The organism is Sharpea porci (assembly GCF_009695655.1).
GTDB lineage: Bacteria > Bacillota_I > Bacilli_A > Erysipelotrichales > Coprobacillaceae > Sharpea > Sharpea porci.
The window spans coordinates 34,116-60,845 of the sequence record NZ_VUNM01000002.1 but is presented as its reverse complement, the minus strand read 5'-3'; the positions used below and the strand labels follow the sequence as shown (position 1 = coordinate 60,845).

Below are 26,730 nucleotides of genomic sequence, written 5' to 3'. Positions count from 1 at the left end.
AAAAAGTATGACATTTAGCCATACTTTTAATTCATAAACTGGAATTCAAAATCAAGAATACGTACTAGATCGCCATCCTGGCATCCAGCAGCTCTTAATGCTTCATCGACACCATAATTACGCATCTTAATCGCAAAGTTCTTGAAGCCATCATCAGTATTCAATGATGCCATCTGAACTGCTCTTTCAACACGTTCGCCAGTCACTTCCCATACGCCATTCCCCAAATTGGCAATTTCGAAAGCATTCTCATCGCCAGGTTCATATGTATAAAGAACGCTATCTTCTTCGCCTTCTTCATCGTAAAGTGATGTAATTGGAGCTTTATCTAATGCATCTGCAATCGCATAGAGCGCCTGATCAATACCTTCATGAATAGGAGCTATCATAGGGAAGACTTTCACATCCTCGCCAACCTTCTCTTTAAATGCTTCTAGATTTTCCTCGGCACCATCTAAATCCATCTTATTCGCAACAACAATCTGAGGACGATCTAAAAGATGATACTGATATTCAGATAGTTCCTTGTTAATTGTACAATAATCTTCATAAGGATCGCGTCCTTCACTACCAGCCATATCGATGATATGAACGATAACACGACATCTTTCAATATGTCTTAAGAACTGATGACCTAATCCCTTACCTTGTGATGCACCTTCAATCAAGCCCGGTAAATCCGCCATGACAAAGGAACGTCCATCAGGAACCTGTACAACGCCTAAATTAGGAATGATAGTTGTGAAATGGTAATCAGCTATTTCAGGACGTGCACGTGAGACAACCGATAAGAATGTCGATTTACCTACACTTGGGAATCCCACAAGACCAACATCTGCTAAGAGCTTTAATTCCACGCGTAATTCATAGGATAAGCCCGGTTCACCCTTCTCACAAATTGTAGGGGCTGGGTTTTTACTTGAGGCAAAACGTGTATTACCACGTCCACCACGTCCACCTTTCGCAATCACAACCTGCTGATGATCTTCTGTTAAATCGGCCATCAGCTTGCCATTGACATTGTTATAAATACATGTGCCAACAGGAACCTTGATAATAAGATCCTGTGCATTAGCGCCATGCATTTTCTTCGCCATGCCATTTTGTCCAGCTTTGGCTGCATAATGTTTATTATATCTTAAGTCCAGCAATGTGGATAAACTGTTTGTTGCTTCAAAGACAATACTGCCGCCACGGCCACCATCGCCCCCAGAAGGGCCACCTTTTGGAACATGCGCTTCTCGTCTAAAAGCAACAACACCGTCACCGCCCTTACCAGACGTGACATCTATGACTGCTTTATCAATAAAATTCATATCTTCACCTCTATTTCTCGAAAAAAGGAATCCCATTGGGATTCCTTCCTAAAGTCTTAAGCTACTGGATAAACAGAAACCTGTTTCTTTTTCTTGCCGACTCTTTCGTACTTAACGACACCATCAACCTTTGCGAATAATGTGTCATCTCCGCCTCTACCTACATTATTACCAGGTAAAATCTTAGTACCTCTCTGTCTGTAGATAATAGAACCTGCAGTACAAGTCTGTCCGTCAGATAATTTAGCTCCTAAACGTTTAGATTCAGAATCACGACCGTTCTTTGTAGAACCTACACCTTTTTTAGAAGCGAATAACTGTAAATTTAACTTTAACATGATGATTATTCCTCCATCTTTTGAATTTGAATGAAATCTCCATAGGACATTTCGATTGTTTCAAGAGTTGTCACTAAAGTCTCTAGTATCAATTGCGACTCTCTTGTAATCTTATGAATGGTAAACTCTGCAAGACCTTCTTTAACTTTGAATGTGCCTATTTCCAACATTCCAAGCTTCTCAAGCGTATTATAAACCCCCACAATAATTGTGGATACACCTGCGCAAACAAGATCTTTTCCATACTCATCACTATTCGCATGACCACTCACTTTTATATAAGTCAGTGCCCCATCGTGATAAGCAAGTTTTACTTTAATCATAATTAAGCGTTAATAGCTTTAACTGTTAACTTTGTGAAAGGCTGTCTATGACCCTGTTTCTTGTGATAATGTTTCTTTGGTTCATACTTGTAAACAGTAACTTTCTTTTCCTTACCCTGAGCTACAACATCAGCTGTAACTGTAGCACCTTCAACATAAGGAGCACCAATCTTAGTGCTTTCGCCACCTACAAATAAAACCTTATCGAAAGTATATTCAGTACCTTCTTCAACATCTAACTTTTCAACGAAAATAGTGTCACCGGCTTCAACTTTTAACTGTTTTCCACCTGTTTCAATAACTGCGTACATTCAAGTACCTCCTTTTTGTATTCTTAGACTCGCCAACCGAGGCAGTACATTCGTACATTTAATACCTTTTATGTGCGGTTGTAGCTAGAGGTCTACAACACTGTTGAATATATCATTTTGCCTTGTTTCAGTCAACACTTTTTTTCTTTTCTTCAAGTCTTTCCATCGCTTGTCGAGGACAGGATTTATTGTAGACTTCAATGAGTTTCTCCTGGGTAACGTGGGTATAAATCTGCGTTGTTGATAATGATGCATGGCCTAAAAGCTCCTGCACTACGCGAATATCCATCCCTGCATCAAGAAGATGTGTCGCAAAAGAATGACGAATTGTATGGGGATGGATCTTACGTGTTGGATCATAATCACGCATACAGCGATTCACTATATCTTCTACCCCTCGATTGGTCAGCTGGCCTCCCCGCTTATTGACAAAAACAAAGTCATGATCCTGATGCGTCGTACTCATGAGTTCAATACGGGCATGATTAATATATTCTACAAGCCATTTTTTAGCCTCATCATGAAAAGGCACATAACGATCTTTATTTCCTTTACCATGAATAAAAAGCATTTGATGGGAAAAATCAATATGATCCAAAGTGAGATGAACTACCTCACTTACACGCAGTCCGCTTGCATACATCAATTCAAGCATAGCTTTATTGCGCATCCCCAAATCACTATCTATATGAATAGAATCCAACAACCCTAACATATCATCAATAAAGAGAAAATCAGGGTTTCGCAAACCTGTCTTTAAAGCATTAACGAGTAGGAACGGATTATCATCTACATATCCCTGTCGCACAAGAAATTTATAAAATGAACGTAAGCTAGAAAGCTTATGATTAATAGAATTATGCGATAAATGCCTTTTATTTAACGTGACAAGATAACTTCTAATCAAGGCATAATCACATTCCTGAAAGCTCTGATAAGATTCTTGTCTTAAATAGATGATAAAGTCATTAATCTCTCGTTGATAAGAGGCAACTGTTAAAAGGGAATAGTGTTTCTGATAAGTCAAATAATCAAGAAATGCATCCCGTTGTTTATCCATTGATTTCAGCTAGGAAAGATTGCATCGTTTGAATAGCTCTAGAGGCATAGGCTTCTTTCTTTTCCTTCTTTTTCACTTGTGGAACTAGGTCCGGTAATATGCCAAAATTAGCTTTCATAGGCTGAAAGTTTGTCGCTGAGGCATGGGTGATATAGTAACTTAATGCCCCCATCACCGTTTCTCTTGGAAAGACAACAGGTTCCTGCCCTTTGAGCAATCTTACCATATTCTTTCCTGCAACAAGACCACTCTGCGCACTTTCCACATACCCTTCAACACCTGTCATCTGTCCCGCAAAAAATAAATCATCACGATCTTTATATTGATAAGTCTGTTTAAGGTAAAGTGGTGAATTGAGAAAGGAATTACGATGCATGACACCATATCGTACAATCTTCGCATTTTCTAATCCTGGAATCATATGAATAATACGTTCCTGTTCACCCCATTTTAAATGTGTCTGGAAGCCAACTATATTATAAAGCGTCCCAACAGCATTATCCTGACGCAACTGAACAACCGCATAAGGACGCTGGCCATCATGTTCTAAACCAACAGGCTTCATTGGGCCAAAAAGCAATGTCTGTTCGCCACGACGTGCAATCTCCTCAAAAGGCATACAGCCTTCAAAGAATTTTTCTTCCCCATCATGTGGCTTAACGACTTCAGCATGAATCAAAGCATCATAGAATGCCTCAAACTCTTCTTTTGTCATTGGACAATTGATATATTCCGCCTCTCCTTTATCATAGCGACTCTTAAAATAAGCTTTATTTAAATCAATTGAATCCAATTCAATAATCGGTGCAGCCGCATCATAAAAATAAAAATATTCCTCTTGTCCAAGCAATTTTCCAATTTTCTTCGATAAAGTGGCACTTGTCAATGGACCAGAAGCAATAATAGTAGGACCTTCAGGTATATCTGTCACTTCTTCATGAATGACATGAACTAAAGGATTTTCAGAAATCTCCTTTGTTACAGCCTTTGAAAATCCTTCTCGATCGACTGCCAATGATCCCCCAGCAGGAACTGCATGCAAGCGAGCCTGACGAATAATAATAGAATCATTCATCATCATTTCTTCCTTAAGAACACCCACTGCATTCTTCAAACCGTCTGCTCTTAATGAGTTAGAACAAACTAGTTCCGCAAATTGATCTGTTTTATGTGCACCAGTTGTTTTAACAGGTCGCATTTCATAGAGGTCAACAGCAATACCTGCGCTTACAAGCTGATGTACAGCTTCAACACCGGCAAGTCCCCCTCCCACAACATTTACTTTTTTCATTTTCATCACCACCTGTATCATAACATGTTTTTCTTTAATCGCAAAAAGAAATACAAAAGAGGTATGGATTGGCATACCCCTTATTTCTTCTCTTTTGGTGTCTTTATAATTGTCTTACATTCAGGATAGTTTGAACATGCCTTAAACATGCCAAAACGTCCTCTTTTCCAAATAACATCCGCACCACAATTAGGGCATTTATCACCCGTTGGCTTGCCAATCAGCTCATCACCCTCGCGTGGCTTTTTCTTGATATACTTACATGTTGGATAATTGGAACAAGCTTCAAATTCACCAAAACGTCCACGTTTATAAATCATTGGTGAACCACACTTTGGACATGTTTCACCTGTTGGCTGGCCCGTTCTGTCATTTGGATCCTTTTTGATGTATTTACATTCAGGATAGTTTGAACAAGCGACAAACTCACCATAACGCCCTTTACGAATAACTAAATCGCCACCACATTCAGGACATTTTTCACCTGTTTTCTTAGGTTCGACTTTTTCCATTTCCTTGTTGGCTTTATCAAGCAATGGTTCAAATTTATCTTCGAATGTTGTGATGGCATGCAGATATGTATCTTCACCATTCGCAATTTCATCAAGTTCATTTTCCATCTGTGCTGTATATTCTACATTGATAATAGGATCAAAGTATTCCACCAGCTTCTCATTTGTCAACATACCGCTTTCTGTAGGTTTAAAAGTCTTATCGACCATTTCCACATATTCTCTTGCTACAATGGTATCAATAATTGTCGCATAAGTCGATGGACGACCAATCCCTAATTCTTCAAGCTCCTTGATGAGTTTAGCTTCCGAATAACGTGCTGGAGGATTTGTAAAGTGCTGTTCTTTATCAACCTTCTTGCTTTCAAGAAGTTCTCCCTCGGCAAGCTCTGGCAAGTATGTGTCTTTATTTTTTTCATAGGGAGCATAGACTTTCAGATAGCCATCAAATTGAATACGTGAACCTGATGCATTAAATTTATAGTCATTATTATCAAGTACAACACTCGTTGCATCAACCTTAGCAGCACACATCAATGAGGCAAGGGCACGCGCATAAATCAGAGAATATAATTTAAACTGATCCGTATTTAAATGACTCTTGATTGATTCTGGCGTACGGGTAATATCTGTAGGTCGAATTGCTTCATGCGCATCTTGAACATTTTCTGTCTTATTGGAAACTTTAACACGTCCAAGATATTGCTTACCATACTTTTCTTCAATATAGTCATGAGCAGCACTGATGAATTCAGGTGCTAAACGGATGGAATCAGTACGCATATAGGTAATAAGACCGACAGTTTCACTACCAATATCCACCCCTTCATAAAGTGACTGTGCAACCTGCATTGTACGTTTAGCCTTAAAGCCAAGTTTTGTACTTGCTTCCTGCTGCAGGGTTGATGTGATAAAAGGTGCTTTAGAATTTTTACGTTTAACTGTCTTCTTGAGCGTTTCAATCACAAATTCTTTATTTAATGCCTTGTAGACAGCATCTGTTTCTTCCGCTGAAGAGAGCTTGATTTTCTTATTCTTATATTTCGAAAGATCAGCTGTAAAGTCCATCCCATCCTTAGTAAAATGGGCCTGCACACTCCAATATTCTTCAGGTACAAACTTATTGATTTCTTCTTCACGTTCGCAAATAAGTCTTAGTGCCACTGATTGCACACGTCCTGCTGACTTACTCTTGATCTTACGCTGTAAAAGCTTTGATAATTTAAAACCAATGATACGATCAAGCACACGTCTTGTTTCCTGTGATTTCACCAAATCCTGATCAATCTGACGAGGATGTTCTAAGGCCTCAGTGACCGCACGCTTAGTTACTTCATGAAAGACAACACGATTATCCTCATCCATTGGAATGCCAAGAACTTGTGCTAAATGCCAGCTGATGGCTTCTCCTTCACGATCGGGGTCGGTCGCTAGATAGACTTTATCCGCATCTTTAACATATTGTTTTAATTCCTTCACAACATTCTTCTTATCTTTATTTATTGTATAACTTGGCTCATATCCATTCTCAGCGTCAACGCCTAAGCCACCTTTACCAGTAGTGGCTAGATCGCGAATATGACCTTTTGATGATGTCACCACATAATCCTTACCAAGATATTTTCCAATAGTCTTCGATTTTGATGGTGATTCGACTATTACAAGAGAGCTCATACACCAAACCTCCTTACGTTTTTCTATTATTAATCATAATTCTTGAAATTGTCAACATTAATATATGTCCTCAATGATATCTTCAACCTTGTTGACAAGCTTTGCCCCTTGACCAATCAACATATTACAGCCACCATGATCATAGATTCTACCCGGTATAGCAAACACATCCTTACCTTGTTCAAGAGCACAGCCTACAGTAATCATTGTCCCACTTTTTTCTTGGGCTTCGACAACCAAAAGATTGTCAGACAGTCCAGCAATAATGCGATTGCGTTTTGGAAAATCAGTACGTTTGGGCAAAATATCATAAGGAATTTCAGAAATAATCAAATGTTCATCTTTCATTATTTCATAGATATCTGTATTACTCTTTGGATAAATATAATCAATACCTCCTCCCAATACAGCAATCGTATGTCCATGATGACGTATCGCAGCTCGATGGCTTGCCCCATCAATACCAATAGCCATTCCTGATACAATTGTCAGATTGTGTTCAACAAGTCCTTTGACAAGATGATTTGTTGCATAAAGACCATAATCAGAAGGATGACGCATGCCAATGACACCAATGGATGGTTCTTTAAGAAATTCAATATGCCCATGGTAGAAGAGAACAAAGGGCGGACATTGGATATTTTTAAGCGATGTTGGATAGAGTGGAGATAAGATGGTCAGATAGTGTGCTTTAAGCCTTGCTTTTAGTGCCTTCGCTTCATCTTTATCAACTTGTTCCTTATTCTCTATTGCTGTCATGATGGCATGAAAATCGCCTTGGTATTTCAGAGCAAAATAAAGCAAGATTTCCTCCATTAGACACCTCCCATAAGAAACAAGTCCTGATCCATTTGATCGATAATACTAATAATCCGATACATGAGAGAGCCAAAGAATTCGGCAATTTCCCGATGGGTGAAATAGGTATGAAGAATAATTGCTAAGACAACGATATGTTCTGTCAATTTAGGATCTTCTTCATAAACAAAACGATATGTCTTGGCATCATCTTCAACAAGCTCTACTTTTGGCGGTAAAGGAAACATGCCAAAGTTATGGCCAAACTCCGCCATCAAACCAGTGAATTTCATCACCTCCATCACATCTTCAAAGCCCTTGAGAAAAGTATCCACATGATAGTTCTCCTCAACACAAAACAACTGAAAAACTTCATGATATAGGTCATCATAGAGACGCTTCTTATCAACATCATCCTGATGATCTAATGCCATTTTCATACTAAATTCAATCGTCGTAACAACCCTCATGAATTCAGCCCCCTCGATATGAGCGCATCGGCTCTTCTCACAACATCAAAATACAGTTCATTGGCAACAAGCTCAATACAGCGCGCTTCTTTCTCGCTCATACAAGTTCCTAATAAAATACTGAGTATGAGAGCTTGTTGTTGGCAAGTTAAGTCATGAAAAAATGAAGGGAACTGAAGCATACTGCCGTTTGTGAAAATGCCAAAATCATGAATAGCGACATCTTTAAGGATATCCCCTCTTAATTGATGTGTAATACGTAGAACATTAGCCCTGGTAGATATATCATAAAATACAATAAAGCGTTTAATAGAAGGCGCACGCTCTTTCATGTTGAAAGATGCATCATGTAGAATAATATCCAGCATGGCATTCGCAAGAAAAATATATCCTTCTGACAAAAAGAGGGATTGCATTTGGTTGATTGTGATTGTTCCATCATCATCAATGTGAATGTGGCAAAGTTCTGTCTCCATTAAAAAAACACCTCCTACTTATATATATGCAAATAAAAGGCATTTTTCTCACCTAAATTTTAAAATAATTAAAAAACATCTCAAAAGAGATGTTTAGAGTGTTGTAACAAGACCATAGATTAAGACAATGATCCCTAAAACAATACGATACCAGCCAAAGACCTTGAAATCATGTTTCTTAATATAACCCATCAAGAATTTAATAACAATCATACTTGTCACAAAGGCCACAATACAGCCAACAAGTAAGATCATGAGTTCTGTTGAAGTAAAGGCCAGGCCAAACTTAGCAATCTTTAATAAACTTGCCCCAAACATAACAGGTATCGCTAAAAAGAAGGTAAATTCTGCGGCGACTGTACGGCTAACACCAAGCATCAAACCACCTAAAATTGTTGCTCCAGAACGTGATGTACCTGGGAATACGGCGGCAATAACCTGGAAAATACCTATCAATAAAGCTGTCTTACCATTTAATGTTTTTAATGAATGAATCTTTGGATTCAAGTCTTTGTTTTTATTTTCAATAATGATAAAACCTACACCAAAGACAATTAAAGCAATAGCGACAACCCAATAATTATAGAAGTGGGCATCAATCCAATCATCAAACAAAATCCCAATAATCGCTGCCGGTATACAGGCAACAAGAATCTTCAACCATAGATCAATAATATCCATGTTCACAAATCTCTTATAACCTGTTTCTTTCTGATCATTTCTAAAAGGCCAAATTTGCTTCCAGAAAATAACTACGACCGCTAATATAGCTCCTAATTGAATCACGACTTCATACATACTATAGAATTTAGGTGAAGTCAGTTTTTCAAGTGGAATCAATTGATTCAATAAAATCATATGGCCTGTCGAACTGATAGGAAGCCATTCCGTAATCCCTTCAACAATACCAAATAAAATACTTATTAAATATTTAAGCATATCTTTTTCTCCCTCAAACAACTATAACCATACCATAAATAGCAGCTTTTTCAATATCAAATGTGTACCTTATCAATCATCAAAGAGGGAAAGCTGTTGATGAAGAACATCCTGTACAGGCTTAAAAGAACGTCGATGAATAGGACAAATACCATATTTTGCCAATGCTTCTTTATGGGCTTTTGTGACATAGCCCTTATGTTTTTCAAAGCCATATTCTGGATAGATCTTCGCATATTCCTTCATGATGCGATCTCTTGTGACTTTCGCAAGAATACTTGCCCCACCAATTGACATGCTTTTTGCATCACCTTTAATGATGGATAAATGATCAATGGCATCATCCCCTAATGGCATTGCATCCGTCAGGGCAAAATCCGGCTTCACACCAATACGTTCAATAATTCGGCGCATACCTGTTCGACTTGCTTCATAGACATTGAGCTTATCAACTTCTTCCACCGATATTACTTCAATATCATACGCTAAAGCCTTTTCAATAATAAAATCGTAAAGGACTTCACGCTTCTTTTCAGTGAGTTTCTTACTATCATTAATCCGTTCATCATAGAAACCTTTAGGAAATATCACTCCTCCAACCACAAGAGGACCCGCCATAGGACCACGTCCTGCTTCATCGAGGCCTATAATATAATGATATCCTTTTTGATAGGCTTCATTTTCATATTGTAATCTCTCACACATTGGCCTTCTCCCACGTTATCCCACCAAAGACACCATCACTTAAATCCTTAAAGAAAAGATCTTGTACACGCTCATAATCAATTTCGCCCTTCAATAAAGGCAAATGACGTACTTTTGCGATCTGTTCATAGGCATCAAGAACCCAATTATCATTTTCATCAAAAGTAAGCTGATAACGATTCTTTAAGGCATCAGGATAATTCTTATTAAGATAGCTTAATGCATAAATAAAGAGTTCATCAAGCGGTAAGATATCGCGCTTGATAGAGCCAATAAGTGCTACATTTCTCGCAATTTCTAAATCATCATATTTAGGTGGTAAAACACCCGGTGTATCAAAAAGCTCAAAATCTTTATTGACTCGGATAATTTGCTGGGCTTTTGTAACACCTGGCTTATTGCCCGTTACAGTCGCCTTACGCTTAGCTAGAGCGTTAATCAATGTTGACTTGCCAACATTAGGAACACCGACAATCATCGCTCTGATAGCTCTTGGCTTAAGGCCTTTACGCGCTTCATTTTCACGCTTGTCTTTTAAGATCTCTAAACAATACTGAATGATTTTATTCGTATCTTTAAAATGTTTTAAATCAACAGCTATAGCTTTATAGCCACGTTCTTCAAATTTTTGTATCCACGTCTGGGTACATGCAGGATCAGCTAAATCCTTTTTTGTCATAATGACAAGACGAGGCTTATTTTTTAAAAGTCGATCAAAAGTATGATTGCGTGAGGAAAAAGGTGCTCTTGCATCCACAAGTTCAATCACCATATCCACAAGTTTCAAACGTCCTTCTATTTCTCGCTGTGCTTTTGCCATATGCCCAGGATACCATTGTAATTGTGCCATTCATGCCTCCTATTGTAGTTTTTTAAAATGTTTAGCAGGAAAGACAATCACACCATTTCTACTTTTGAGATCTTTTTTCTGAAAAGGTCCAAGAACACGTGAATCCGTAGAATTCATACGATTATCTCCCATTAAGAAATACTGATTCTTTTTCAATATAATTGTAAAATCATTGGTCATACTGTTATGAAGAAAGGGCTCTTTCACATAGTCTCCATTGATATAAAGCTTATTTTCTTTATAGGTAACTTTATCACCTGGCATGCCGATCACACGCTTAACGATATTTTCATTGAGTTGTCGACTATAAGCAACAACAACATCAAAACGCTGCAAGTGATTGAGAGAATTACGATTACTTAAATAATAATCATGATCATATAGGGTCGGCTCCATTGAACGCCCATCAACTAAAACAGGCAATACATTTAAACGCAACATCACACTTCCCAACAAAACAATCACCAAAAACACAACAATCTTCTTGTGCTTTTTCATAAATATCCTCCTAGAAAAAAAGGAATGGAGGCAAGCTCCATTCACTTTCTTAGTCCTGACGAATTTCTTTGATTCTAGCAGCTTTACCAGATAAACCACGTAAGTAGTGTAATTTAGCACGACGTACTTTACCAACTCTAGCTACTTCGATATGATCAATGATTGGTGAATGAACAGGGAATACTCTTTCAACACCTACCTGGTAAGAAATCTTTCTAACAGTGAAAGTTTCACCAATGCCCTTACCTTTTCTTGCAATGCAGACACCTTCAAATAACTGTAAACGTGTCTTATTACCTTCCTGAATCTTAACGTATACTTTTAAAGTATCACCTGGCTTAAAAGTAGGAACGTCACTTCTTAACTGACTCTTTGTAATTTCGTCAACTAACTGCATATTCATAATAATGCTTCCTCCTATAGAAATAATGTCTTCAAAGCTCATTCGTATATAACCAGCGGAGCTTCTGCGTCTTTACGACTGTGATATAATAGCACTTTCTCACTCTTTAATCAATCATTTTTGTTGATTTCATGCATCATTTCTATTTCTTCATCGGTAAAATGATGTTTTTCTAATAGATCAGGACGCTTGCGTTTGGTTTTTAAGAGTGACTGATAGAGACGCCATTTACGAATATTCTCATGATGACCACTCAGCAATACATCAGGAACTCGACTTCCTTCATATTCCGCGGGCTTTGTATATTGGGGATATTCTAAGAGGTCATTAGAAAAAGAATCGTCTTCATGACTACTTTCTCTAATTGCCCCTTCCAATAAGCGAACAACGCTATCAGCGACAACCATGCTACCAAGTTCACCGCCAGTTAAAACATAATCTCCAATCGATAACTCAACATCCACATAATCTCTAATACGTTCATCAAAGCCTTCATAGTGCCCACAAATAATCACAAGATGCTTTTCTAAAGAAAGCTCTTGAGCATAACGCTGAGTATGGGTCATCCCCTGTGGTGACATGAGAATGACAAGAGAGTCTTTAGTAGTTACAGTTTTTAAGCAATCCAGTAACGGCTGACACTTCAAAACCATACCCGCTCCACCACCATAGGGAGTATCATCCACGCTTTTATGCTTATCTAAGGCAAAATCACGAAAGTTATGGATTTCAATCTCAACAACACCCTTATCTATCGCTCGTTTGATAATTGAAGTGTGTAGAAATCCTTCAAACATTTCTGGAAAAAGCGAAAGTATATCAATCTTCATCAATAAACCCCGCAATCAATTCTACATCAATACGTTTCTGATCAACATCTATATTCTTGACAAACGCATCGACTTTAGGAATAAGGATCTGTTTACCATTGTAATCAACGACAAAAATATCCTGATATGTATTGTCTCTAAGCTGTACAACTTTACCAAGTTCCTTGCCATAATTATAGACCATACAGCCAATATAATCAGAAATATAATGCTCATCTTCATCTAATAAGCTTTCATCACGATAGGCATAAAGGAAACAACCCTTATACTTTTCAACAAAATTAATATTTTCTAAATCTTTAAAAGCCATCAAGTCATAGCCTTTATGAACACGATGACGACTGATTTCTAATTCAACATCTTCATTGTGAAAACGTACAAAAAGGGCATTGCCCACTTGAAATCTTTCGTCAGGAAAATCTGTATAAGCATCCACCTTTAATTCTCCACGGATGCCAAATGTATTCACAATCTTACCTACTCTAACCTTTTCCATATCCACCTCAAATAAAAAGGGATGTCACTGACATCCCTTATTCTTCACCATAAGATTCAAACTTGATATCTAAATGCTTATTGTTCATACGGCTTGGCACACTCATTAATCTTCTAATGGAATTCGCCATAATACCATGTCTGCCAATCAGTCTGGCAATATCTTCATGATCAGCATAGACGACAAGAGTTAATGTATCTTCATCAAGTGAAGGCATTTCTCTCACTTCTAAGCGATCCTTATTATGAACTAATTCTACAGCAATATCATGTAATGTCTTAGCGTAATCCATAGGCTAAGCCTTCTTTGAATCTGCGAATGCCTTCATGACGCCTTCTTTAGAAAGGATGTTCTTTACTGTATCTGAAGGCTGAGCACCTTTTGATAACCAGTTTAAAACTTCTTCCTTATCTAATGTCACTTTTGCAGGATTCTGTCTTGGATCATATGTACCTAACTGAGCAATGAAACGACCATCTCTTGGTGCTCTTGAATCAGCAGCTACAATTCTATAGAAAGGAGCTTTCTTAGCGCCCATTCTCTTTAATCTAATTTTTACAGCCATGTGTATATCCTCCTTTAAGTTGCATTCCAAGTATAACATAAGAATATTAAGTGTCAAGTATTTTTACTTAACACTTAAGCTTTTTCTTGATGAATAGGCATAATATCAAAGATATATTCCTGATCATCACTTGCTTTAAGACAATATTCTTCAAGTACTGGTGCACCCCAGCTATCATCGCCACCAACACCCATTTGTTTATTCATGATTGTCAGATATGTATAATAGCTTCTTTCTGGTAGCTCATATTGATGTAAAGCAACATCCATCATCTGCCAGCTATAAGGCAGAGCTGTGAATTCAAAAGGTGCATCAACCATGGTAAAGCGCAAGCCATCCTGGTCACGATCTAACAGCGTAACTTCACGGACATCTGTACGATTTCCACACGCCTGTGGCTTAAGATAGGGCGTCAGATTGTCTTTTACGGTTGATTCAAAGAAGCCAAGGCGACTTCCCTTTTTACGATCAACATAGTTTTCATGAGGTCCTCGACCGAGATAGCTGAAATGATCCAGCTTGTGACTTAAAGTAAAGAGTGTCCCAAAGAGTGGAACTTCTGGTAAATGAGGCTGTCCATAGTAATGATATTTTACCCGTACAATACCTGGCGAGCGAACATAGTAAGTCAGTTCTACCCGAACTCTTGGTTCGACAAGAACAGAATACTCATAGGTAATGCTGACTTCATGGAGATCCTGGGCAATATTGTAATGCATGTTCGTTAGCGCCTGATTGCTAGATGCACCAGCCCAGATATTACTTGTAAAGTGATGCGCATAACCTCTTTCATTATCCGTAGTCGCACGCATAAAGACAGGACGTGGTCCACGCATCATATATTCCTTCCCACGATATTTAAGTGACGATAAGCCTTCTTGTGAGAAGAGAACTTCAAATTCTTTACATTTCACGCCTAAATCGCCATCACCAGGTATGACTACAAGCGGTTCCTCAACATATGGCATATCGCTATAATGACCTAAGACGCATTGACCAAAGGCAATCTCAAAGCCTTGCTCTGCCCATAAAGATTCTTCTTTTAAATGTGCGCTTACAGTGAGAATGACTTCCCCAGGATGGAATGTCCCAAAATCAACGGGCACATAGATTTCTTCTTGTGGTTGAACGATGGCTTCAAACTGTCCTTTTCGAATAACATCTTTGCCTTGGATTGCCTGATATTGGAAAATGAGATCGGATGTGTCTTTAAAGAGACGTTTAGAGCGAATAGATACTCCTGCTTCATCAACATTCAAGATGATATCTTGATATTGATATTTGACTTCATCAGCCTTAGGTGATGGCTTACGATTTGCGAAAACAATCCCATCACCACAGAAGTTATAGTCCGTATTACGGTCATCAAAGTCACCACCATAGCCCAATACCTTTTCACTAAAATCATTTGTATAACTTATAGCCTGATCAATATAATCCCAGATAAAACCACCCTGATATTTTTCATATCGATCCTCTAATTCTATATATTTCTCCATGCCACCTAAGCTATTGCCCATCGCATGCATATACTCACAGCTAATATAAGGCTTCTTGGGATCATTCTTGAGATAGTCTTCAATATCCTTAGCCTTGGCATACATTCTACTTTCCATATCTGTTGCTGCACTATAGTTGCGATTCCAAGTACAGCCTTCATAGTGAACAAGACGTGTTGGATCAGTTTTTCTGAAATAGTTGGCCATGTTGACAATATCCTCGCCCGCATAGCTTTCATTGCCACAGCTATAAATAAGAACACATGGATGATTCTTATCACGCTCCAGCATGCTTTCTGCACGACTGAGCACACAAGCCTGCCATTCTTTAAGATTGCCAGGAATATTCCAGCTCGGCTCTAGCTGACCAAGCTTCTGCCATGATCCATGGGATTCCATATTCGTTTCATCAATTAAGTAAATGCCATATTCATCACACAAGTCATACCATTCATTGACATTAGGATAATGTGATGTACGGACAGCATTAATATTATGTTGTTTCATGAAACGTATATCATAAAGCATTTCCTCATGGGAGATAACGCGACCATTTTCACAGCTAAATTCATGACGATTCACACCTCTCAAGACAATCCGTTTTCCATTAAGCTGCATTATGCCATCACGCATAGCAAACTCTCTAACGCCCACATTAACGGGTACAATTTCTAGGAGTTCGTTATTGTGATAGACTTCAACAACTAGCTTATAGAGATAAGGGTCTTCACTGCTCCATAAGCGAGGATGATCTAAATCAAAAGAGAAAGATGTATCACATCCCTCATAAGAGGCTATTACATTGTTGTCGTCCATAAGTTTCGCTACAAGATTATAGCCTTCTCCCATCATTTTCAGGTCGACATTGACATTCGCCTTTCGATATTCATCACTTAAAGGTGTTGTCACACGGACATCTTCGACATAACATTCTGGTAGATCATATAAAGCCACTTCTCTAAAGATACCAAAGAAACGCCACATATCCTGATCTTCTAACCAACTCCCTGAACAATGCTTGAAGACTTCAACGGCAAGTTTATTGGTGCCCGAAAGTATATAGGGTGTGATATCGAACGAACTAGGCGTAAAGGAATCTTCGCTATAACCTACGAAATGTCCGTTTACATAAACATTCATCGCACTTTCAACGCCTTCAAAGCGTAAAATAATATGTTTATTGGCTAAATGAGGCTTAATCGTAAAATTACAAATATAGCTTCCTACAGGATTATCCGTCTTACTGACATACGGAGGTCTTAAATATTCATGTCCATCCCAGGGATAGAGCGTATTAATATACTGCATTTGTCCATAGCCCTGCATCTCAATATGGCCTGGCACCTTAATTGTCTTAAAATCATGATAATCGACATTTTCTGCCTTATAGAAAGTTTTATTACGCACACTTGGATTAGGTGCATAGCTAAAAAGCCATTCACCATTAAGTGACTGCTTAAAACTCTCTTGATGATGCTTATAGTCTTCATAATTGTGATAATGGTTATGACTACTTGTTGGTCTAAGGACATTAATGCCAAAGACCTCAGGATTCTCTAAATAGCTTAAATCTTCTTCAGACATATTCTTCCTCCCATCTGATAAAATTATTATAAGTGGAAACTAAAATATTGTAAACGGTTTCTTAAATGTAAAAAAGCCGCTCTTGCGACTTCTTAATGATGCTGGTAGACAATCTTACCACCACAAATTGTATAGCGAACACGGCCCTTGACACTTCGACCAATAAATGGTGAATTGTGACTCTTTGAATGAAAATCTTCATCTTTGATTGTCCACAGTTCATTTTCATCAAAAATACATAGATCCGCATCCTTACCAACTGTGATTGTTCCCTTATCCATATGGTAGAACTCAGCTGGCTTAAGAGTCATTTTCTCAATCACATCTTCTACTTTCATAAATCCTGGTTCAACCAAAGCTGTTAAAGTAAGAGCTAGTGATGTTTCAAGGCCAATCATTCCTGATGGAGCGCCATGAACAATACCTTTATCTTTTTCTTCTTTGGCATGTGGGGCATGATCAGTGACAATCATATCGATTGTTCCATCAACTAAGCCTTCAATCAATTTCATGCGATCTGTTTCACTTCTTAATGGGGGATTGATTTTCGCATTTGCACCATAAGTGAGAACATCCTCCTCAGTTAACGTAAGATGCTGTGGCGTGACTTCCGTCCAGACATCAACGCCTAAATTCTTCATAAAGCGAATAATATCCACACTCGTTCCTGATGAAAGATGCTGGATATCGATACGACAACCCGTCTCTTTTGCCAAGAGACAATCTCTTGCCGTGATTGTTTCTTCAGCCAAATGGCTTGCTCCGGCAATATGCAGACTATCCGCAATAGGACCTGCATTGACACCGGCCGTGCCGACAAGTGCTGGATCTTCCTCATGAAGGGATATAGGCATATCAAGCGATTTTGCAACACGCATAGCTTCCAGCATTACATTTGGGTCTCTAATAGGAACACCATCATCAGTAAAGCCAATTGTTCCTGCTTCTTTTAATGCAACCATATCAGTAAGTTCTTTACCCTTCATTCCCAAAGTCACATTTGCAGCTTGCAGGACATGAATAGGCAAGTATTTGGCCCGTTCCTGGATGTCTTCTAGGACTTCGACATTATCCACACATGGCTTTGTATTTCCCATGCAAACGACGGTTGTAAAGCCACCTGCCTTAGCCGCATTAGCACCTGTTTCTAGGGTTTCCTTATGAGTAAACCCTGGATCTCTAAAATGTACATGATTGTCGATAAGACCGGGTGCGACAATGAGATTTGTGGCGTCAATAATATCGGCATTTTCATCTTCAATATGTTCTTCTATCTTGATGATTTTACCATCATCAATCAATAGATCTAACAGGGCATTTGTTTTGGTTTTTGGATCAATAACACGTCCATTCTTGATTAAAAGCATTTTCTTATCACCTCTAAGCTATCATACCAAAAAAGGACGTGTAACAACACGTCCCATACACTATTTCTTCTTTTTCTTTTTACGAACCTTCTTACGATTTGGATTACCAATATAAGGATTCTGTTTTGGACGACCAGGCATTCCAGTACGAGGATCAATATTGCCCATCATCTTCATAACCTTCTTGCTTTCTTCAAACTGCTTTAAAAGACGATTAACAGCAGCTACATCCATACCACATCCCTTAGCGATTCTTTCTTTACGCTTTAAGGTAATAATATCAGGATGACGGCGTTCTTCTTTAGTCATGGAATAGATGATGGATTCCGTAATCTTAAGCTTTGCTGCTGAATCCTCATCACTGAAATTAGGTAATTTAGGCATCCCTGGAATCATTTTGAGAATTCCTGACAGTGGTCCCATTTTCTGCAACTGGTGCATCTGAACAAGCATGTCATCCAAGCCAAAAGTCCCATTCTGCATTTTTGTGATGGCCTTCATGCTTTCTTTCTCATCATAGACTTCCTGAGCCTTTTCAACCAAGGATACAACATCCCCCATGCCCAAGATACGATCAGCCATACGATCAGGATAGAACAAATCAATATTTTCAAGCTTTTCACCTGTACCAATAAACTTAATAGGTACGCCTGTCATATAACGAATAGAGATTGCTCCACCGCCTCGAGAATCACCATCAAGCTTAGTGAGCACTGCACCTGTTACCCCAAGCTGATCATTAAAGCTCTGTGCAACATTCGCAATTTCCTGACCAGCTAAAGCATCCACAACTAAAAGAATTTCATCAGGATGAGCAATGGCTTTGAGATTTTCAAGCTCCTTCATCAAACGTTCATCAATTTGTAAACGTCCGGCTGTATCGATCAAGATGACATCATTGTTGTTGTCACGACCATATGCTAAAGCCTCCGTCACAATCTCTTCAGCTGAGACTTCTGTCCCCTTCGCAAAAACAGGAACATCCAATGTTTCACCTAGAGTCTTTAACTGTTCAACAGCTGCTGGACGATAAATATCTGCTGCAACCATTAATGGCTTCTTGCCTTTTTTATCACGCAAATATTTCGCAATCTTACCTGCTGAAGTTGTTTTACCTGAACCCTGTAAACCAACCATCATAATGATTGTTGGATTCTTATCAACATTGATTTCAGAAACTTCTGTCCCTAGTAATTCTACTAATTCATCATGCACGATTTTAACTACCAGCTGTCCTGGTTTTAATGAACCAACAACATTTTGTCCCTTAGCCTTTTCACGTGTATGATCAATAAATTCTTTGACTACATTAAAGTTAACGTCTGCTTCAAGTAATGCTAAGCGAATCTCCCTTAGCATATCCTCCATATTTTCATCAGTTAATACGGATTGCCCTCTAATTTTCTTAAGAGACTCTTGAAGTCGATCCGATAATGATTCAAAAGCCATAATGTCCTCCTATAGTCTTCTCAACATCTCAAGATATTCATCAATATCTTCATGTTTCTTCTTATTTTCTTCTTCTATTTCATCAATCAAAGCCATACGCTTTTGATGACGTTCTAAAAGATGAAGCTTTTCTTCATACTTCTCCATTAGCTTAATTGCTCTTTTTAGATTATCATAGACGGCATTTCTACTGACATGTAAATCATCCGCAATCTCACTTAAAGACAAGTCTTCTTCATAATATAAAGATATATACTGATTCTGTTTATCTGTCAATAAATCTCCATACATATCATGAAGTAAAATAATATGTTCTTTCTTCTCTAATAAATCTTCCATGCCTACCCCATCAAGTCATGACATAAGCCATAAATATATTGTTCAAGATCAAATTCCTGTAAATCATCAATCTTTTCACCTAGACCAATAAACTTCACTGGAATATTCAACATATCCTTAATGGAAAGCACAATACCGCCTTTAGCTGTGCCATCCATTTTTGTCAGGACAATCCCTGTAATATCAGTAATCTTGCTGAATTCAACAGCCTGATTGACACCATTCTGGCCAGTTGTTGCATCGATGACAAGAAGGGTTTCCTGAGGTCCATCAGGGACTTCACGCTTAATAATACGATTCATTTTTTCAAGTTCTTTCATCAAGCCAACTTTATTTTGTAAGCGGCCAGCCGTATCACAAATCAAGACATCCGCACCAGCTTCTTTCGCTCTTTTCAGGCCATCAAAAATAACCGATGAAGGATCACCACCTTCTTTACCTGTAACACATTCAATGCCTAATCGTTCAGCCCAGACAGCCAACTGATCAATTGCCCCAGCTCTAAACGTATCACCAGCAGCAACCATGACTTTCTTGTGATCCTCTTCCATAATCTTATGGGCGAGTTTCCCAATTGTTGTTGTCTTGCCAGCTCCATTGACACCCACCATCAAAATGACAGTTAAGCCTTCTTTGGCATAATTGAGCTTTGTGGTCATAATGGAATCATTGGCATAAATAACAAACATCTTATCCGCAATAATCTCATTAATTTCACGAGGATCCTTGATATTATTAAGACGCACTTCCTTCTTAATTTCATCAACAATCGTCATCACCATATTCACACCCACATCACTCATGATCAGGATGTTTTCGAGCTCTTCAAAATAATCATCATCAATTTCACGATAGCGAGCAGCCAAGGCATTCATACGTGAAGAAAAGGTTTCTGATGACTTATCTAGACCCGCTACATATTTTTCATTTGTCTTTGCCGATTTACCGACAATGGCTTCTTTAATACTCTTAAAAAATCCCATATTTCTCCTCCATTAAGCACTCGCCATCTGGGTGGCATCTTCAAACTTTACACTGACAAGTTTTGTCACACCTTTTTGTTGCATTGTTGCTCCATACAGTAAATCACATTGTGCCATTGTTCCTTCACGATGGGTCACGACAATAAATTGTGTCTTGTCAGAATATTCCTGTAAGTACTTCGCAAATCTTTCGACATTGGCTGGATCCAAAGCAGCTTCTACTTCGTCAAGAATAGAAAGTGGCACTGTTCTTACAGACATCATCGCAAAGAGACAGCTCAAGGCAATTAATGCATTTTCGCCCCCTGAGAAGGAATGGAGCTTAGCTGCTTTTCCAGGTGGCTGGGCTTCAATGTCAATGCCTGTCTCTAATATATTGTCCGGATCCGTATATTTGAGCTGAGCATAGCCCCCACCAAACAGGTATCGAAAGACACGATTGAATTCCGTATTGATTTTCTCAAATGTTTCTGAGAAACGTTCAACCATGATCTGGTCCATATCATTGATGGCTTTCATCAAGGCATCCTGGGCTTCACGTAATTCAATGCGATTCTTATTGAGTGTCTCATAACGTGACGAAACGTCTTCATATTCTTTAATGGCATCAAGATTGACATTGCCAAGTGAGGCAATACGCATTCTAAGTGAGCGTACAGTTTCTTTTGCCTGCTCAAGATTAACTTCCTCATTTAAGAATTCCAAGGCATGATCATAGGTCATCTGGTAGGATTCATTGAGGCGGTTAAGCGCATTTTGAATATCTGTTTCATATTTTGTTTTCGCAATGCGATGATCTGTAATAGCTTTTTCAATGACTCTTTGTGAAGCTCTTAATTCACGCAATTCATTAGAAAGCATATCATTTTCATTGACATAACGCATACGCATATCACGTTTATATTGAATTTCTTCCTTCAATGTATCACGTTTACGCTTAGCTTCATTGAGTTCATCCAAGAGCTTGTTATCATCAGAATCCGCTTCAAGTTCTTCTAGGTTGGCAGACTGATGGGTGAGAGCTTCATATTCACTTTTCGCTACCTGCAAGTCATTCATCTTATTCGTAACAACAACTTCCAGTTTCGCAAATGATACCTGTTTTTGTAAAAACATTTGATGAATTTCACGTCCCTCATTTTCCAAACGGGCCAATTCCATTCGCGCTTGGCGAAGATGATTTTCTTCCTCGCCAATTCGCTTTTCAATGCGTTCTAGCTCTCCTTTATGAGTAAATGTATTGTTGGTATTTTTTAAACTACCACCAGTTAACGAACCACCAACATTAACAACATCCCCCGCTAAAGTGACAACCTTGAGACGATGCTGAATATTCTTCGAGAGGATGGTCGCATGATCAAGGGTATCCGTTACAACAATCTGTCCTAACAAATTCAGAACGATTTGTTTGATATCTTGGGAATATGTGACAAAATCACTCATAACGCCTAAATAGCCTTCACTGTTTTTAGCAATCATGGCAAGATCGCTACGTATTGTTCTCCCTTTGATGACATCTAAAGGCAAGAATGTCGCACGTCCTGCTTTATTGCGTTTGAGATAACTGATGGCATTTTTTGCATCATGTTCGCTTAGCGTGACGATGAACTGAGCACTGCCACCAAGAGATACACCAACAGCCTTCTCATAGCCTTCACTAGGCACAACCAAATCACTAACAACACCTCTAATGCCAGCTAGTGTATCAGCAGCTTTTAAAATCGTACGTACACCATAGGACAAGCCTGATTTATTTTCAAGCTGATCTTTAATTTGCGCTCTTGTAGCACGTAGTTGGTGTAAAGATATATTGATATTTTCTATCTTATTGCGTTGGTTGTTTTGGGCAATATCACTTTGACGTGTTTTTTCATCAAGTTCTTCTTTTTCTTTCTTTGTTTCATTATATCGTTCAACACGGTCATTATATTCGCTTAAGGCATCCTGAAGCATCGCTTTCATATTCGCAATTTTTGCTGCAAGATCTTCTTTATTGGTAGATTCAAGAATATGTTTACGATTAGCATCAATCTCAACTTTCTGCATTTCCAAGTCATTGACTCTATTCATTGCTGCTAAGAGTTGACCTTGCAAGTCATTGACTTCCTGATCAAGCTGATACATTTTTGCTTCTAATTCTTCTTTCTTGCCTTCATTTAGAGTCATTTGGGCTTCATTCTGTACTTTATCAGCATCAAGCTTTTTTAATTCCTGATCAACAACTTTGAGTTCTTCAGTAAATGTCTGTATCTCTTTGACAAGAACACTGACTTCAATTTCCTGAAGCTGATCTTTTAATGACAGATAGGTTTCTGCTTTTTCTTTCTGGCGCTTCAAAGGATTAAGCTGGCGTTCGAGTTCATTGACAATATCTTCTACACGTTCAAGATTTGTCGTTGTACGCTCTAGCTTGGCGACCGATTCCTTCTTTCTTTGTTTATAGCGAGCAACACCGGCTGCCTCCTCAAACATCCCACGGCGCTCTTCTGGCTTACTTTGAACAAAGGCATTAATGGAGTTCTGGGAGATAATTGATAATGAATCTCGCCCTAACCCTGTATCCATTACAAGGTCGGTAATATCCTTTAAACGGCACTGCTGGCGATTAATATAATATTCAGCATCACCACCATCACGATAAATACGTCTTGTGATTTCCACTTCATTACTGTCATTGTCGAGATAATGATCTTCATTATCAAAGACAAGAGTCACTTCCGCCATATTGAGAGGCTTACGATCCTCTGAACCAGAGAAAATGACATCCGTCATCGTATCCCCACGCATGGCCTTTGCACTCTTTTCACCAAGTACCCAGCGTATTGCATCTGTAATATTCGATTTTCCACAGCCATTGGGCCCTACAATGCCTGTTACACCCGGTTCAAATTCTATTACACTCTTATCCGCAAAAGACTTGAACCCCTGCAGTTCTACTCTTTTTAGATACATATATCTACTTCCTTAATATAACCTTTCCCTTTTCAAAGCCTTCAATGACTTCTAGGGCATAAACATCCAAGCCTGTTTCTTGCTTAATTCTTGTCATCCCAGACTGGAATCCCTTCGCAATAACAACGCCAATGCCTTCAACTGTTGCATGAGCCTGCTGACATAGATCATACATTCCTAATATTGCTTCTCCATTGGCAAGAAAATCATCAAGAATAAGCACATGATCATCCTCATTCAAATAATCAGCAGAAACCCGCGCAATGTAATCTGTATTTTTAGTGAAGGAATGAATCGTTGTTGTATAGGCATGATCATCCGTAATCTTTGAAGCTGCCTTTTTCACAAAAACAACTTTACAGTTATCAAAATTCTGTGCACAGATCACTGCCAAACCAATCCCACTTGCTTCAATCGTTAAAATCTTATTAATCTTTTTATCACTAAAATGCTTTTGAAAGGTTTGTCCTATTTCCTGAAACAAACTTACATCAATCTGATGATTGAGAAAACTATCCACCTTAAGAATATCCGGCTCAAGAACCTGACCTTCTTCCTTAATCTTCTTTTCCAATATTTTCATGTTCTTTATCTCTTTTTATATTTAATCTTTTCGCAAAATCACCAAATGGTGCATAAGGAATCTTGACTGTAAAAACACTACCAACATCTTCCTGGCTTGTCACATCAAGAGAAAATTCATGTAAATCCAATATTCTCTTAACAATCGATAACCCAAGCCCATTTCCTTCGACACTGCGGGATTTGTCTTCACGATAGAAACGCTCAAAGATATGACTGATGGCTTCTTCGCTCATACCAACACCCGTATCCTCTACACGCACTTCAATATCCTTTGTCGTCTTACGTATATCAACAGTCACCACACCATGTTCATTCGTATATTTAATAGCATTGCCAATCAAGTTAATCCAGACCTGCTCCATTCTTGCTTCATCACCAACAATCTCAATATCACCACGAGGATGCTTAAATTCAATTTCGATATCTTTCGCAAGCGCATTATTATCTTCCGTCTCAATAACACGATTAAGCTGATCAATAAGTGAATACTTGCTTTTTTCGAGCTGCACATCTTCACCTTCAAGCAAAGTTAACTGCAACATATTCTTCGAAAGTGTTGATAGTCTTTTGGCATTGAAAGCTATAATATCAGCATATTTCATACGTTGCTCAGCTGGCAAATCTTCCATTTTCAAAATTCCGGCAAAACCACTAATAGCCGTTAATGGGGTCTGGAATTCATGGGAAACATCGGAGATAAACTGCTGTCTTCTTGCTTCTTGCTTATTGAGTTCAACAGCCATTTTATTGAAGGCAACATAGAGCTTACCAATCTCATCATCACCAGCATAACCAACACGAACCTTGTAATTACCTTTTGATAATTCCTTTGTGGCCGCGGTAAGCTTACTAATTGGTCTAACAATAATATCACTTACCACTAAGAATACGACAGTTCCCACAAGAAACATAATCACCCCAGATAAGATAAAGGAATCTAGGAAAGCTGATGCTGATTTACTGACATCTTTCTGAACGGTAATAATATAAATTTGATTATGGATTTTATAGCTTTTAGAATACTGATAGAAATTATCATGATTTCTTATCTTGACTGCTCCTTCTTTGACCTTCATCGATTTCATCGAAACATCATCAAGCACCAAGCCTATCTGTACTTTACCAAAGCTGTCATGAAGCGTCCCACCTTCAATATGAAAGGCACTCTTGCTTGTCTTGGCATAATCATCAAGGATACGCCTTATATCCTGTTCATCAACAGTCTCTACCAGATCTGCAATATGCTCATTTCTTCCCTTAAGTTCCTCAAGTGCAACGCTTTGTGTATTGCTTGAAGAGCGTTTAACAATATAATAACCTGTCACACTAAAAGAAAGGATGAGGGTAATGAGAAATCCCATAAATAATTTAGAATAAACGGATTTAAGATTCATTGTTCTACCTCAAGCTTATAGCCAACACCACGAACTGTTACAAACTTAAAGCCAGGTAAACCCTTAAGATTTTCACGAATACGTTTGACATGAACATCAACTGTACGATCAAAGCCATCATAATCCATTCCCCAGATCTTCTCAATAAGCTGTTCACGAGTAAAGATCTGATTAGGATGTTTAGCGAGCTCAAAGGCTAATTCAAATTGTTTTAATGGCAAATGAATAGTTTCATCAAGATATCGTACTTCATACTTATCACCATCAAAGATCACATCACCAATCTCTACAACATTCGAAGAATTGATGGAATAACGCTTTAAAATAGCCTTCACACGAGCTAAAAGTTCTTCAGGATCAAATGGCTTAGTGACATAGTCATCAACACCAAGAGAAAAGCCTTTAAGTTTATCTTTCGATTGTGACTTTGCCGTCAGCATAATAACTGGAAATTCACGATACTGACGCATTTCTTCCACAAGCGTAAACCCATCCATACCTGGCATCATAATATCTACAATCGCTAAATCAATATACTGGTTTTCAATAATTTCAATCGCCTGCTCACCATTAGCAGCCTGAATGCATTCAAAACCTTCTTTATCTAAATAGAATCTTACCAATTCTCTAATATGTTCTTCATCATCGACAATCATAATCTTAGATTTCATGATACTCACCCCACAATATCACACATTATAGCATAGAACCCCTTAGAATTAT

General features: G+C 38.4%; 28 protein-coding genes and 1 other annotated feature. All 28 genes read right to left on the bottom strand.

What is annotated here, in order from left to right; all coding sequences use genetic code 11:
- Positions 1-26: 26 nt before the first annotated feature.
- The 28 genes from obgE to FYJ79_RS01365 all read right to left on the bottom strand — a co-directional run bounded on the left by obgE (position 27) and on the right by FYJ79_RS01365 (position 26,678).
- Complete coding sequence (gene obgE, locus FYJ79_RS01500) at positions 27-1,316, bottom strand: GTPase ObgE (protein ID WP_154514221.1); 1,290 nt, start codon at positions 1,314-1,316, stop codon at positions 27-29.
- A 56-nt stretch (positions 1,317-1,372) separates the two neighbouring features.
- Positions 1,373-1,654 (bottom strand): 50S ribosomal protein L27, encoded by a 282-nt coding sequence (gene rpmA / locus FYJ79_RS01495; RefSeq protein ID WP_033163823.1) that lies wholly within the window; start codon positions 1,652-1,654, stop codon positions 1,373-1,375.
- Between the two features lie 5 nt (positions 1,655-1,659).
- Positions 1,660-1,977, bottom strand: coding sequence for a ribosomal-processing cysteine protease Prp (locus FYJ79_RS01490; RefSeq protein WP_154514220.1), 318 nt, complete (start codon positions 1,975-1,977; stop codon positions 1,660-1,662).
- Between the two features lie 2 nt (positions 1,978-1,979).
- Positions 1,980-2,288 (bottom strand): 50S ribosomal protein L21, encoded by a 309-nt coding sequence (gene rplU / locus FYJ79_RS01485; protein WP_033163825.1) that lies wholly within the window; start codon positions 2,286-2,288, stop codon positions 1,980-1,982.
- A gap of 15 nt (positions 2,289-2,303) precedes the next feature.
- Positions 2,304-2,378: a sequence feature (ribosomal protein L21 leader region), on the bottom strand.
- 37 nt (positions 2,379-2,415) lie between these two features.
- Positions 2,416-3,348 carry a site-specific tyrosine recombinase/integron integrase gene (gene xerA, locus FYJ79_RS01480; RefSeq protein ID WP_154514219.1) on the bottom strand — a complete coding sequence of 311 codons (933 nt, stop codon included), beginning with the start codon at positions 3,346-3,348 and terminating at the stop codon, positions 2,416-2,418.
- Positions 3,341-4,639 carry a methylenetetrahydrofolate--tRNA-(uracil(54)-C(5))-methyltransferase (FADH(2)-oxidizing) TrmFO gene (trmFO, locus tag FYJ79_RS01475; protein ID WP_154514218.1) on the bottom strand — a complete coding sequence of 433 codons (1,299 nt, stop codon included), beginning with the start codon at positions 4,637-4,639 and terminating at the stop codon, positions 3,341-3,343. The genes xerA and trmFO overlap by 8 nt, the downstream gene beginning before the upstream one ends.
- Before the next feature lie 80 nt (positions 4,640-4,719).
- Complete coding sequence (gene topA / locus FYJ79_RS01470; RefSeq protein WP_154514217.1) at positions 4,720-6,825, bottom strand: type I DNA topoisomerase; 2,106 nt, start codon at positions 6,823-6,825, stop codon at positions 4,720-4,722.
- 57 nt (positions 6,826-6,882) lie between these two features.
- A complete protein-coding gene (gene dprA, locus FYJ79_RS01465) occupies positions 6,883-7,641 on the bottom strand; it encodes a DNA-processing protein DprA (RefSeq protein ID WP_154514216.1) in 759 nt (252 codons plus the stop codon).
- Positions 7,641-8,093 (bottom strand): hypothetical protein, encoded by a 453-nt coding sequence (locus FYJ79_RS01460; protein ID WP_154514215.1) that lies wholly within the window; start codon positions 8,091-8,093, stop codon positions 7,641-7,643. The genes dprA and FYJ79_RS01460 overlap by 1 nt, the downstream gene beginning before the upstream one ends.
- Entirely contained in the window at positions 8,090-8,569 is a 480-nt protein-coding gene (locus tag FYJ79_RS01455) for a hypothetical protein (RefSeq protein WP_154514214.1), read from the bottom strand. The genes FYJ79_RS01460 and FYJ79_RS01455 overlap by 4 nt, the downstream gene beginning before the upstream one ends.
- A 93-nt stretch (positions 8,570-8,662) precedes the next feature.
- A complete protein-coding gene (locus FYJ79_RS01450; RefSeq protein WP_154514213.1) occupies positions 8,663-9,508 on the bottom strand; it encodes an undecaprenyl-diphosphate phosphatase in 846 nt (281 codons plus the stop codon).
- A gap of 72 nt (positions 9,509-9,580) precedes the next feature.
- Positions 9,581-10,213, bottom strand: coding sequence for a ribonuclease HII (locus FYJ79_RS01445; RefSeq protein ID WP_154514212.1), 633 nt, complete (start codon positions 10,211-10,213; stop codon positions 9,581-9,583).
- Positions 10,206-11,063 carry a ribosome biogenesis GTPase YlqF gene (gene ylqF, locus FYJ79_RS01440; RefSeq protein ID WP_154514211.1) on the bottom strand — a complete coding sequence of 286 codons (858 nt, stop codon included), beginning with the start codon at positions 11,061-11,063 and terminating at the stop codon, positions 10,206-10,208. The genes FYJ79_RS01445 and ylqF overlap by 8 nt, the downstream gene beginning before the upstream one ends.
- Positions 11,064-11,072: 9 nt before the next feature.
- Complete coding sequence (lepB, locus tag FYJ79_RS01435; RefSeq protein ID WP_154514210.1) at positions 11,073-11,561, bottom strand: signal peptidase I; 489 nt, start codon at positions 11,559-11,561, stop codon at positions 11,073-11,075.
- Positions 11,562-11,610: 49 nt separating this feature from the next.
- Positions 11,611-11,964 carry a 50S ribosomal protein L19 gene (gene rplS, locus FYJ79_RS01430; RefSeq protein WP_154514209.1) on the bottom strand — a complete coding sequence of 118 codons (354 nt, stop codon included), beginning with the start codon at positions 11,962-11,964 and terminating at the stop codon, positions 11,611-11,613.
- Between the two features lie 110 nt (positions 11,965-12,074).
- Positions 12,075-12,794, bottom strand: a complete 720-nt coding sequence (gene trmD / locus FYJ79_RS01425) for a tRNA (guanosine(37)-N1)-methyltransferase TrmD (RefSeq protein ID WP_154514208.1) — start codon at positions 12,792-12,794, stop codon at positions 12,075-12,077.
- Entirely contained in the window at positions 12,784-13,290 is a 507-nt protein-coding gene (gene rimM / locus FYJ79_RS01420; protein WP_154514207.1) for a ribosome maturation factor RimM, read from the bottom strand. The genes trmD and rimM overlap by 11 nt, the downstream gene beginning before the upstream one ends.
- A 37-nt stretch (positions 13,291-13,327) precedes the next feature.
- On the bottom strand, positions 13,328-13,582 hold the full coding sequence (locus FYJ79_RS01415) for a KH domain-containing protein (protein ID WP_154514206.1): 255 nt from the start codon (positions 13,580-13,582) through the stop codon (positions 13,328-13,330).
- A 3-nt stretch (positions 13,583-13,585) separates the two neighbouring features.
- Entirely contained in the window at positions 13,586-13,855 is a 270-nt protein-coding gene (gene rpsP / locus FYJ79_RS01410) for a 30S ribosomal protein S16 (protein WP_154514205.1), read from the bottom strand.
- A gap of 74 nt (positions 13,856-13,929) precedes the next feature.
- Positions 13,930-16,938 carry a glycoside hydrolase family 2 TIM barrel-domain containing protein gene (locus tag FYJ79_RS01405; protein ID WP_154514204.1) on the bottom strand — a complete coding sequence of 1,003 codons (3,009 nt, stop codon included), beginning with the start codon at positions 16,936-16,938 and terminating at the stop codon, positions 13,930-13,932.
- A gap of 92 nt (positions 16,939-17,030) precedes the next feature.
- Positions 17,031-18,305, bottom strand: a complete 1,275-nt coding sequence (locus FYJ79_RS01400) for a dihydroorotase (RefSeq protein WP_154514203.1) — start codon at positions 18,303-18,305, stop codon at positions 17,031-17,033.
- Positions 18,306-18,365: 60 nt separating this feature from the next.
- On the bottom strand, positions 18,366-19,754 hold the full coding sequence (ffh, locus tag FYJ79_RS01395) for a signal recognition particle protein (RefSeq protein WP_154514202.1): 1,389 nt from the start codon (positions 19,752-19,754) through the stop codon (positions 18,366-18,368).
- Between the two features lie 9 nt (positions 19,755-19,763).
- Positions 19,764-20,093, bottom strand: coding sequence for a YlxM family DNA-binding protein (gene ylxM / locus FYJ79_RS01390; protein ID WP_033162660.1), 330 nt, complete (start codon positions 20,091-20,093; stop codon positions 19,764-19,766).
- 2 nt (positions 20,094-20,095) lie between these two features.
- Positions 20,096-21,076, bottom strand: coding sequence for a signal recognition particle-docking protein FtsY (gene ftsY, locus FYJ79_RS01385; RefSeq protein ID WP_154514201.1), 981 nt, complete (start codon positions 21,074-21,076; stop codon positions 20,096-20,098).
- Between the two features lie 12 nt (positions 21,077-21,088).
- Positions 21,089-24,028 carry a chromosome segregation protein SMC gene (locus FYJ79_RS01380; RefSeq protein WP_154514200.1) on the bottom strand — a complete coding sequence of 980 codons (2,940 nt, stop codon included), beginning with the start codon at positions 24,026-24,028 and terminating at the stop codon, positions 21,089-21,091.
- A 4-nt stretch (positions 24,029-24,032) separates the two neighbouring features.
- A complete protein-coding gene (locus FYJ79_RS01375; RefSeq protein ID WP_154514199.1) occupies positions 24,033-24,611 on the bottom strand; it encodes a xanthine phosphoribosyltransferase in 579 nt (192 codons plus the stop codon).
- On the bottom strand, positions 24,586-26,007 hold the full coding sequence (locus FYJ79_RS01370) for a sensor histidine kinase (protein ID WP_154514198.1): 1,422 nt from the start codon (positions 26,005-26,007) through the stop codon (positions 24,586-24,588). Before FYJ79_RS01370 ends, FYJ79_RS01375 begins: the two co-directional genes overlap by 26 nt.
- Positions 26,004-26,678, bottom strand: coding sequence for a response regulator transcription factor (locus FYJ79_RS01365; RefSeq protein ID WP_154514197.1), 675 nt, complete (start codon positions 26,676-26,678; stop codon positions 26,004-26,006). Before FYJ79_RS01365 ends, FYJ79_RS01370 begins: the two co-directional genes overlap by 4 nt.
- Between the last annotated feature and the right edge of the window lie 52 nt (positions 26,679-26,730).

What these genes read in the sequence shown, in the direction of transcription:
- FYJ79_RS01450 (WP_154514213.1), bottom strand. Translation starts at nt 9,508, where the DNA reads ATGCTTAAATATTTAATAAGTATTTTATTTGGTATTGTTGAAGGGATT.
- FYJ79_RS01365 (WP_154514197.1), bottom strand. Translation starts at nt 26,678, where the DNA reads ATGAAATCTAAGATTATGATTGTCGATGATGAAGAACATATTAGAGAA.
- FYJ79_RS01400 (WP_154514203.1), bottom strand. Translation starts at nt 18,305, where the DNA reads ATGCTTTTAATCAAGAATGGACGTGTTATTGATCCAAAAACCAAAACA.
- ffh (WP_154514202.1), bottom strand. Translation starts at nt 19,754, where the DNA reads ATGGCTTTTGAATCATTATCGGATCGACTTCAAGAGTCTCTTAAGAAA.
- dprA (WP_154514216.1), bottom strand. Translation starts at nt 7,641, where the DNA reads ATGGAGGAAATCTTGCTTTATTTTGCTCTGAAATACCAAGGCGATTTT.
- topA (WP_154514217.1), bottom strand. Translation starts at nt 6,825, where the DNA reads ATGAGCTCTCTTGTAATAGTCGAATCACCATCAAAATCGAAGACTATT.
- rimM (WP_154514207.1), bottom strand. Translation starts at nt 13,290, where the DNA reads ATGGAAAAGGTTAGAGTAGGTAAGATTGTGAATACATTTGGCATCCGT.
- FYJ79_RS01490 (WP_154514220.1), bottom strand. Translation starts at nt 1,977, where the DNA reads ATGATTAAAGTAAAACTTGCTTATCACGATGGGGCACTGACTTATATA.
- obgE (WP_154514221.1), bottom strand. Translation starts at nt 1,316, where the DNA reads ATGAATTTTATTGATAAAGCAGTCATAGATGTCACGTCTGGTAAGGGC.
- ylqF (WP_154514211.1), bottom strand. Translation starts at nt 11,063, where the DNA reads ATGGCACAATTACAATGGTATCCTGGGCATATGGCAAAAGCACAGCGA.
- FYJ79_RS01370 (WP_154514198.1), bottom strand. Translation starts at nt 26,007, where the DNA reads ATGAATCTTAAATCCGTTTATTCTAAATTATTTATGGGATTTCTCATT.
- xerA (WP_154514219.1), bottom strand. Translation starts at nt 3,348, where the DNA reads ATGGATAAACAACGGGATGCATTTCTTGATTATTTGACTTATCAGAAA.
- FYJ79_RS01415 (WP_154514206.1), bottom strand. Translation starts at nt 13,582, where the DNA reads ATGGATTACGCTAAGACATTACATGATATTGCTGTAGAATTAGTTCAT.
- rpmA (WP_033163823.1), bottom strand. Translation starts at nt 1,654, where the DNA reads ATGTTAAAGTTAAATTTACAGTTATTCGCTTCTAAAAAAGGTGTAGGT.
- lepB (WP_154514210.1), bottom strand. Translation starts at nt 11,561, where the DNA reads ATGAAAAAGCACAAGAAGATTGTTGTGTTTTTGGTGATTGTTTTGTTG.
- ylxM (WP_033162660.1), bottom strand. Translation starts at nt 20,093, where the DNA reads ATGGAAGATTTATTAGAGAAGAAAGAACATATTATTTTACTTCATGAT.
- FYJ79_RS01375 (WP_154514199.1), bottom strand. Translation starts at nt 24,611, where the DNA reads ATGAAAATATTGGAAAAGAAGATTAAGGAAGAAGGTCAGGTTCTTGAG.
- FYJ79_RS01380 (WP_154514200.1), bottom strand. Translation starts at nt 24,028, where the DNA reads ATGTATCTAAAAAGAGTAGAACTGCAGGGGTTCAAGTCTTTTGCGGAT.
- FYJ79_RS01445 (WP_154514212.1), bottom strand. Translation starts at nt 10,213, where the DNA reads ATGTGTGAGAGATTACAATATGAAAATGAAGCCTATCAAAAAGGATAT.
- FYJ79_RS01405 (WP_154514204.1), bottom strand. Translation starts at nt 16,938, where the DNA reads ATGTCTGAAGAAGATTTAAGCTATTTAGAGAATCCTGAGGTCTTTGGC.
- trmFO (WP_154514218.1), bottom strand. Translation starts at nt 4,639, where the DNA reads ATGAAAAAAGTAAATGTTGTGGGAGGGGGACTTGCCGGTGTTGAAGCT.
- rpsP (WP_154514205.1), bottom strand. Translation starts at nt 13,855, where the DNA reads ATGGCTGTAAAAATTAGATTAAAGAGAATGGGCGCTAAGAAAGCTCCT.
- rplS (WP_154514209.1), bottom strand. Translation starts at nt 11,964, where the DNA reads ATGAATATGCAGTTAGTTGACGAAATTACAAAGAGTCAGTTAAGAAGT.
- ftsY (WP_154514201.1), bottom strand. Translation starts at nt 21,076, where the DNA reads ATGGGATTTTTTAAGAGTATTAAAGAAGCCATTGTCGGTAAATCGGCA.
- FYJ79_RS01460 (WP_154514215.1), bottom strand. Translation starts at nt 8,093, where the DNA reads ATGAGGGTTGTTACGACGATTGAATTTAGTATGAAAATGGCATTAGAT.
- trmD (WP_154514208.1), bottom strand. Translation starts at nt 12,794, where the DNA reads ATGAAGATTGATATACTTTCGCTTTTTCCAGAAATGTTTGAAGGATTT.
- rplU (WP_033163825.1), bottom strand. Translation starts at nt 2,288, where the DNA reads ATGTACGCAGTTATTGAAACAGGTGGAAAACAGTTAAAAGTTGAAGCC.
- FYJ79_RS01455 (WP_154514214.1), bottom strand. Translation starts at nt 8,569, where the DNA reads ATGGAGACAGAACTTTGCCACATTCACATTGATGATGATGGAACAATC.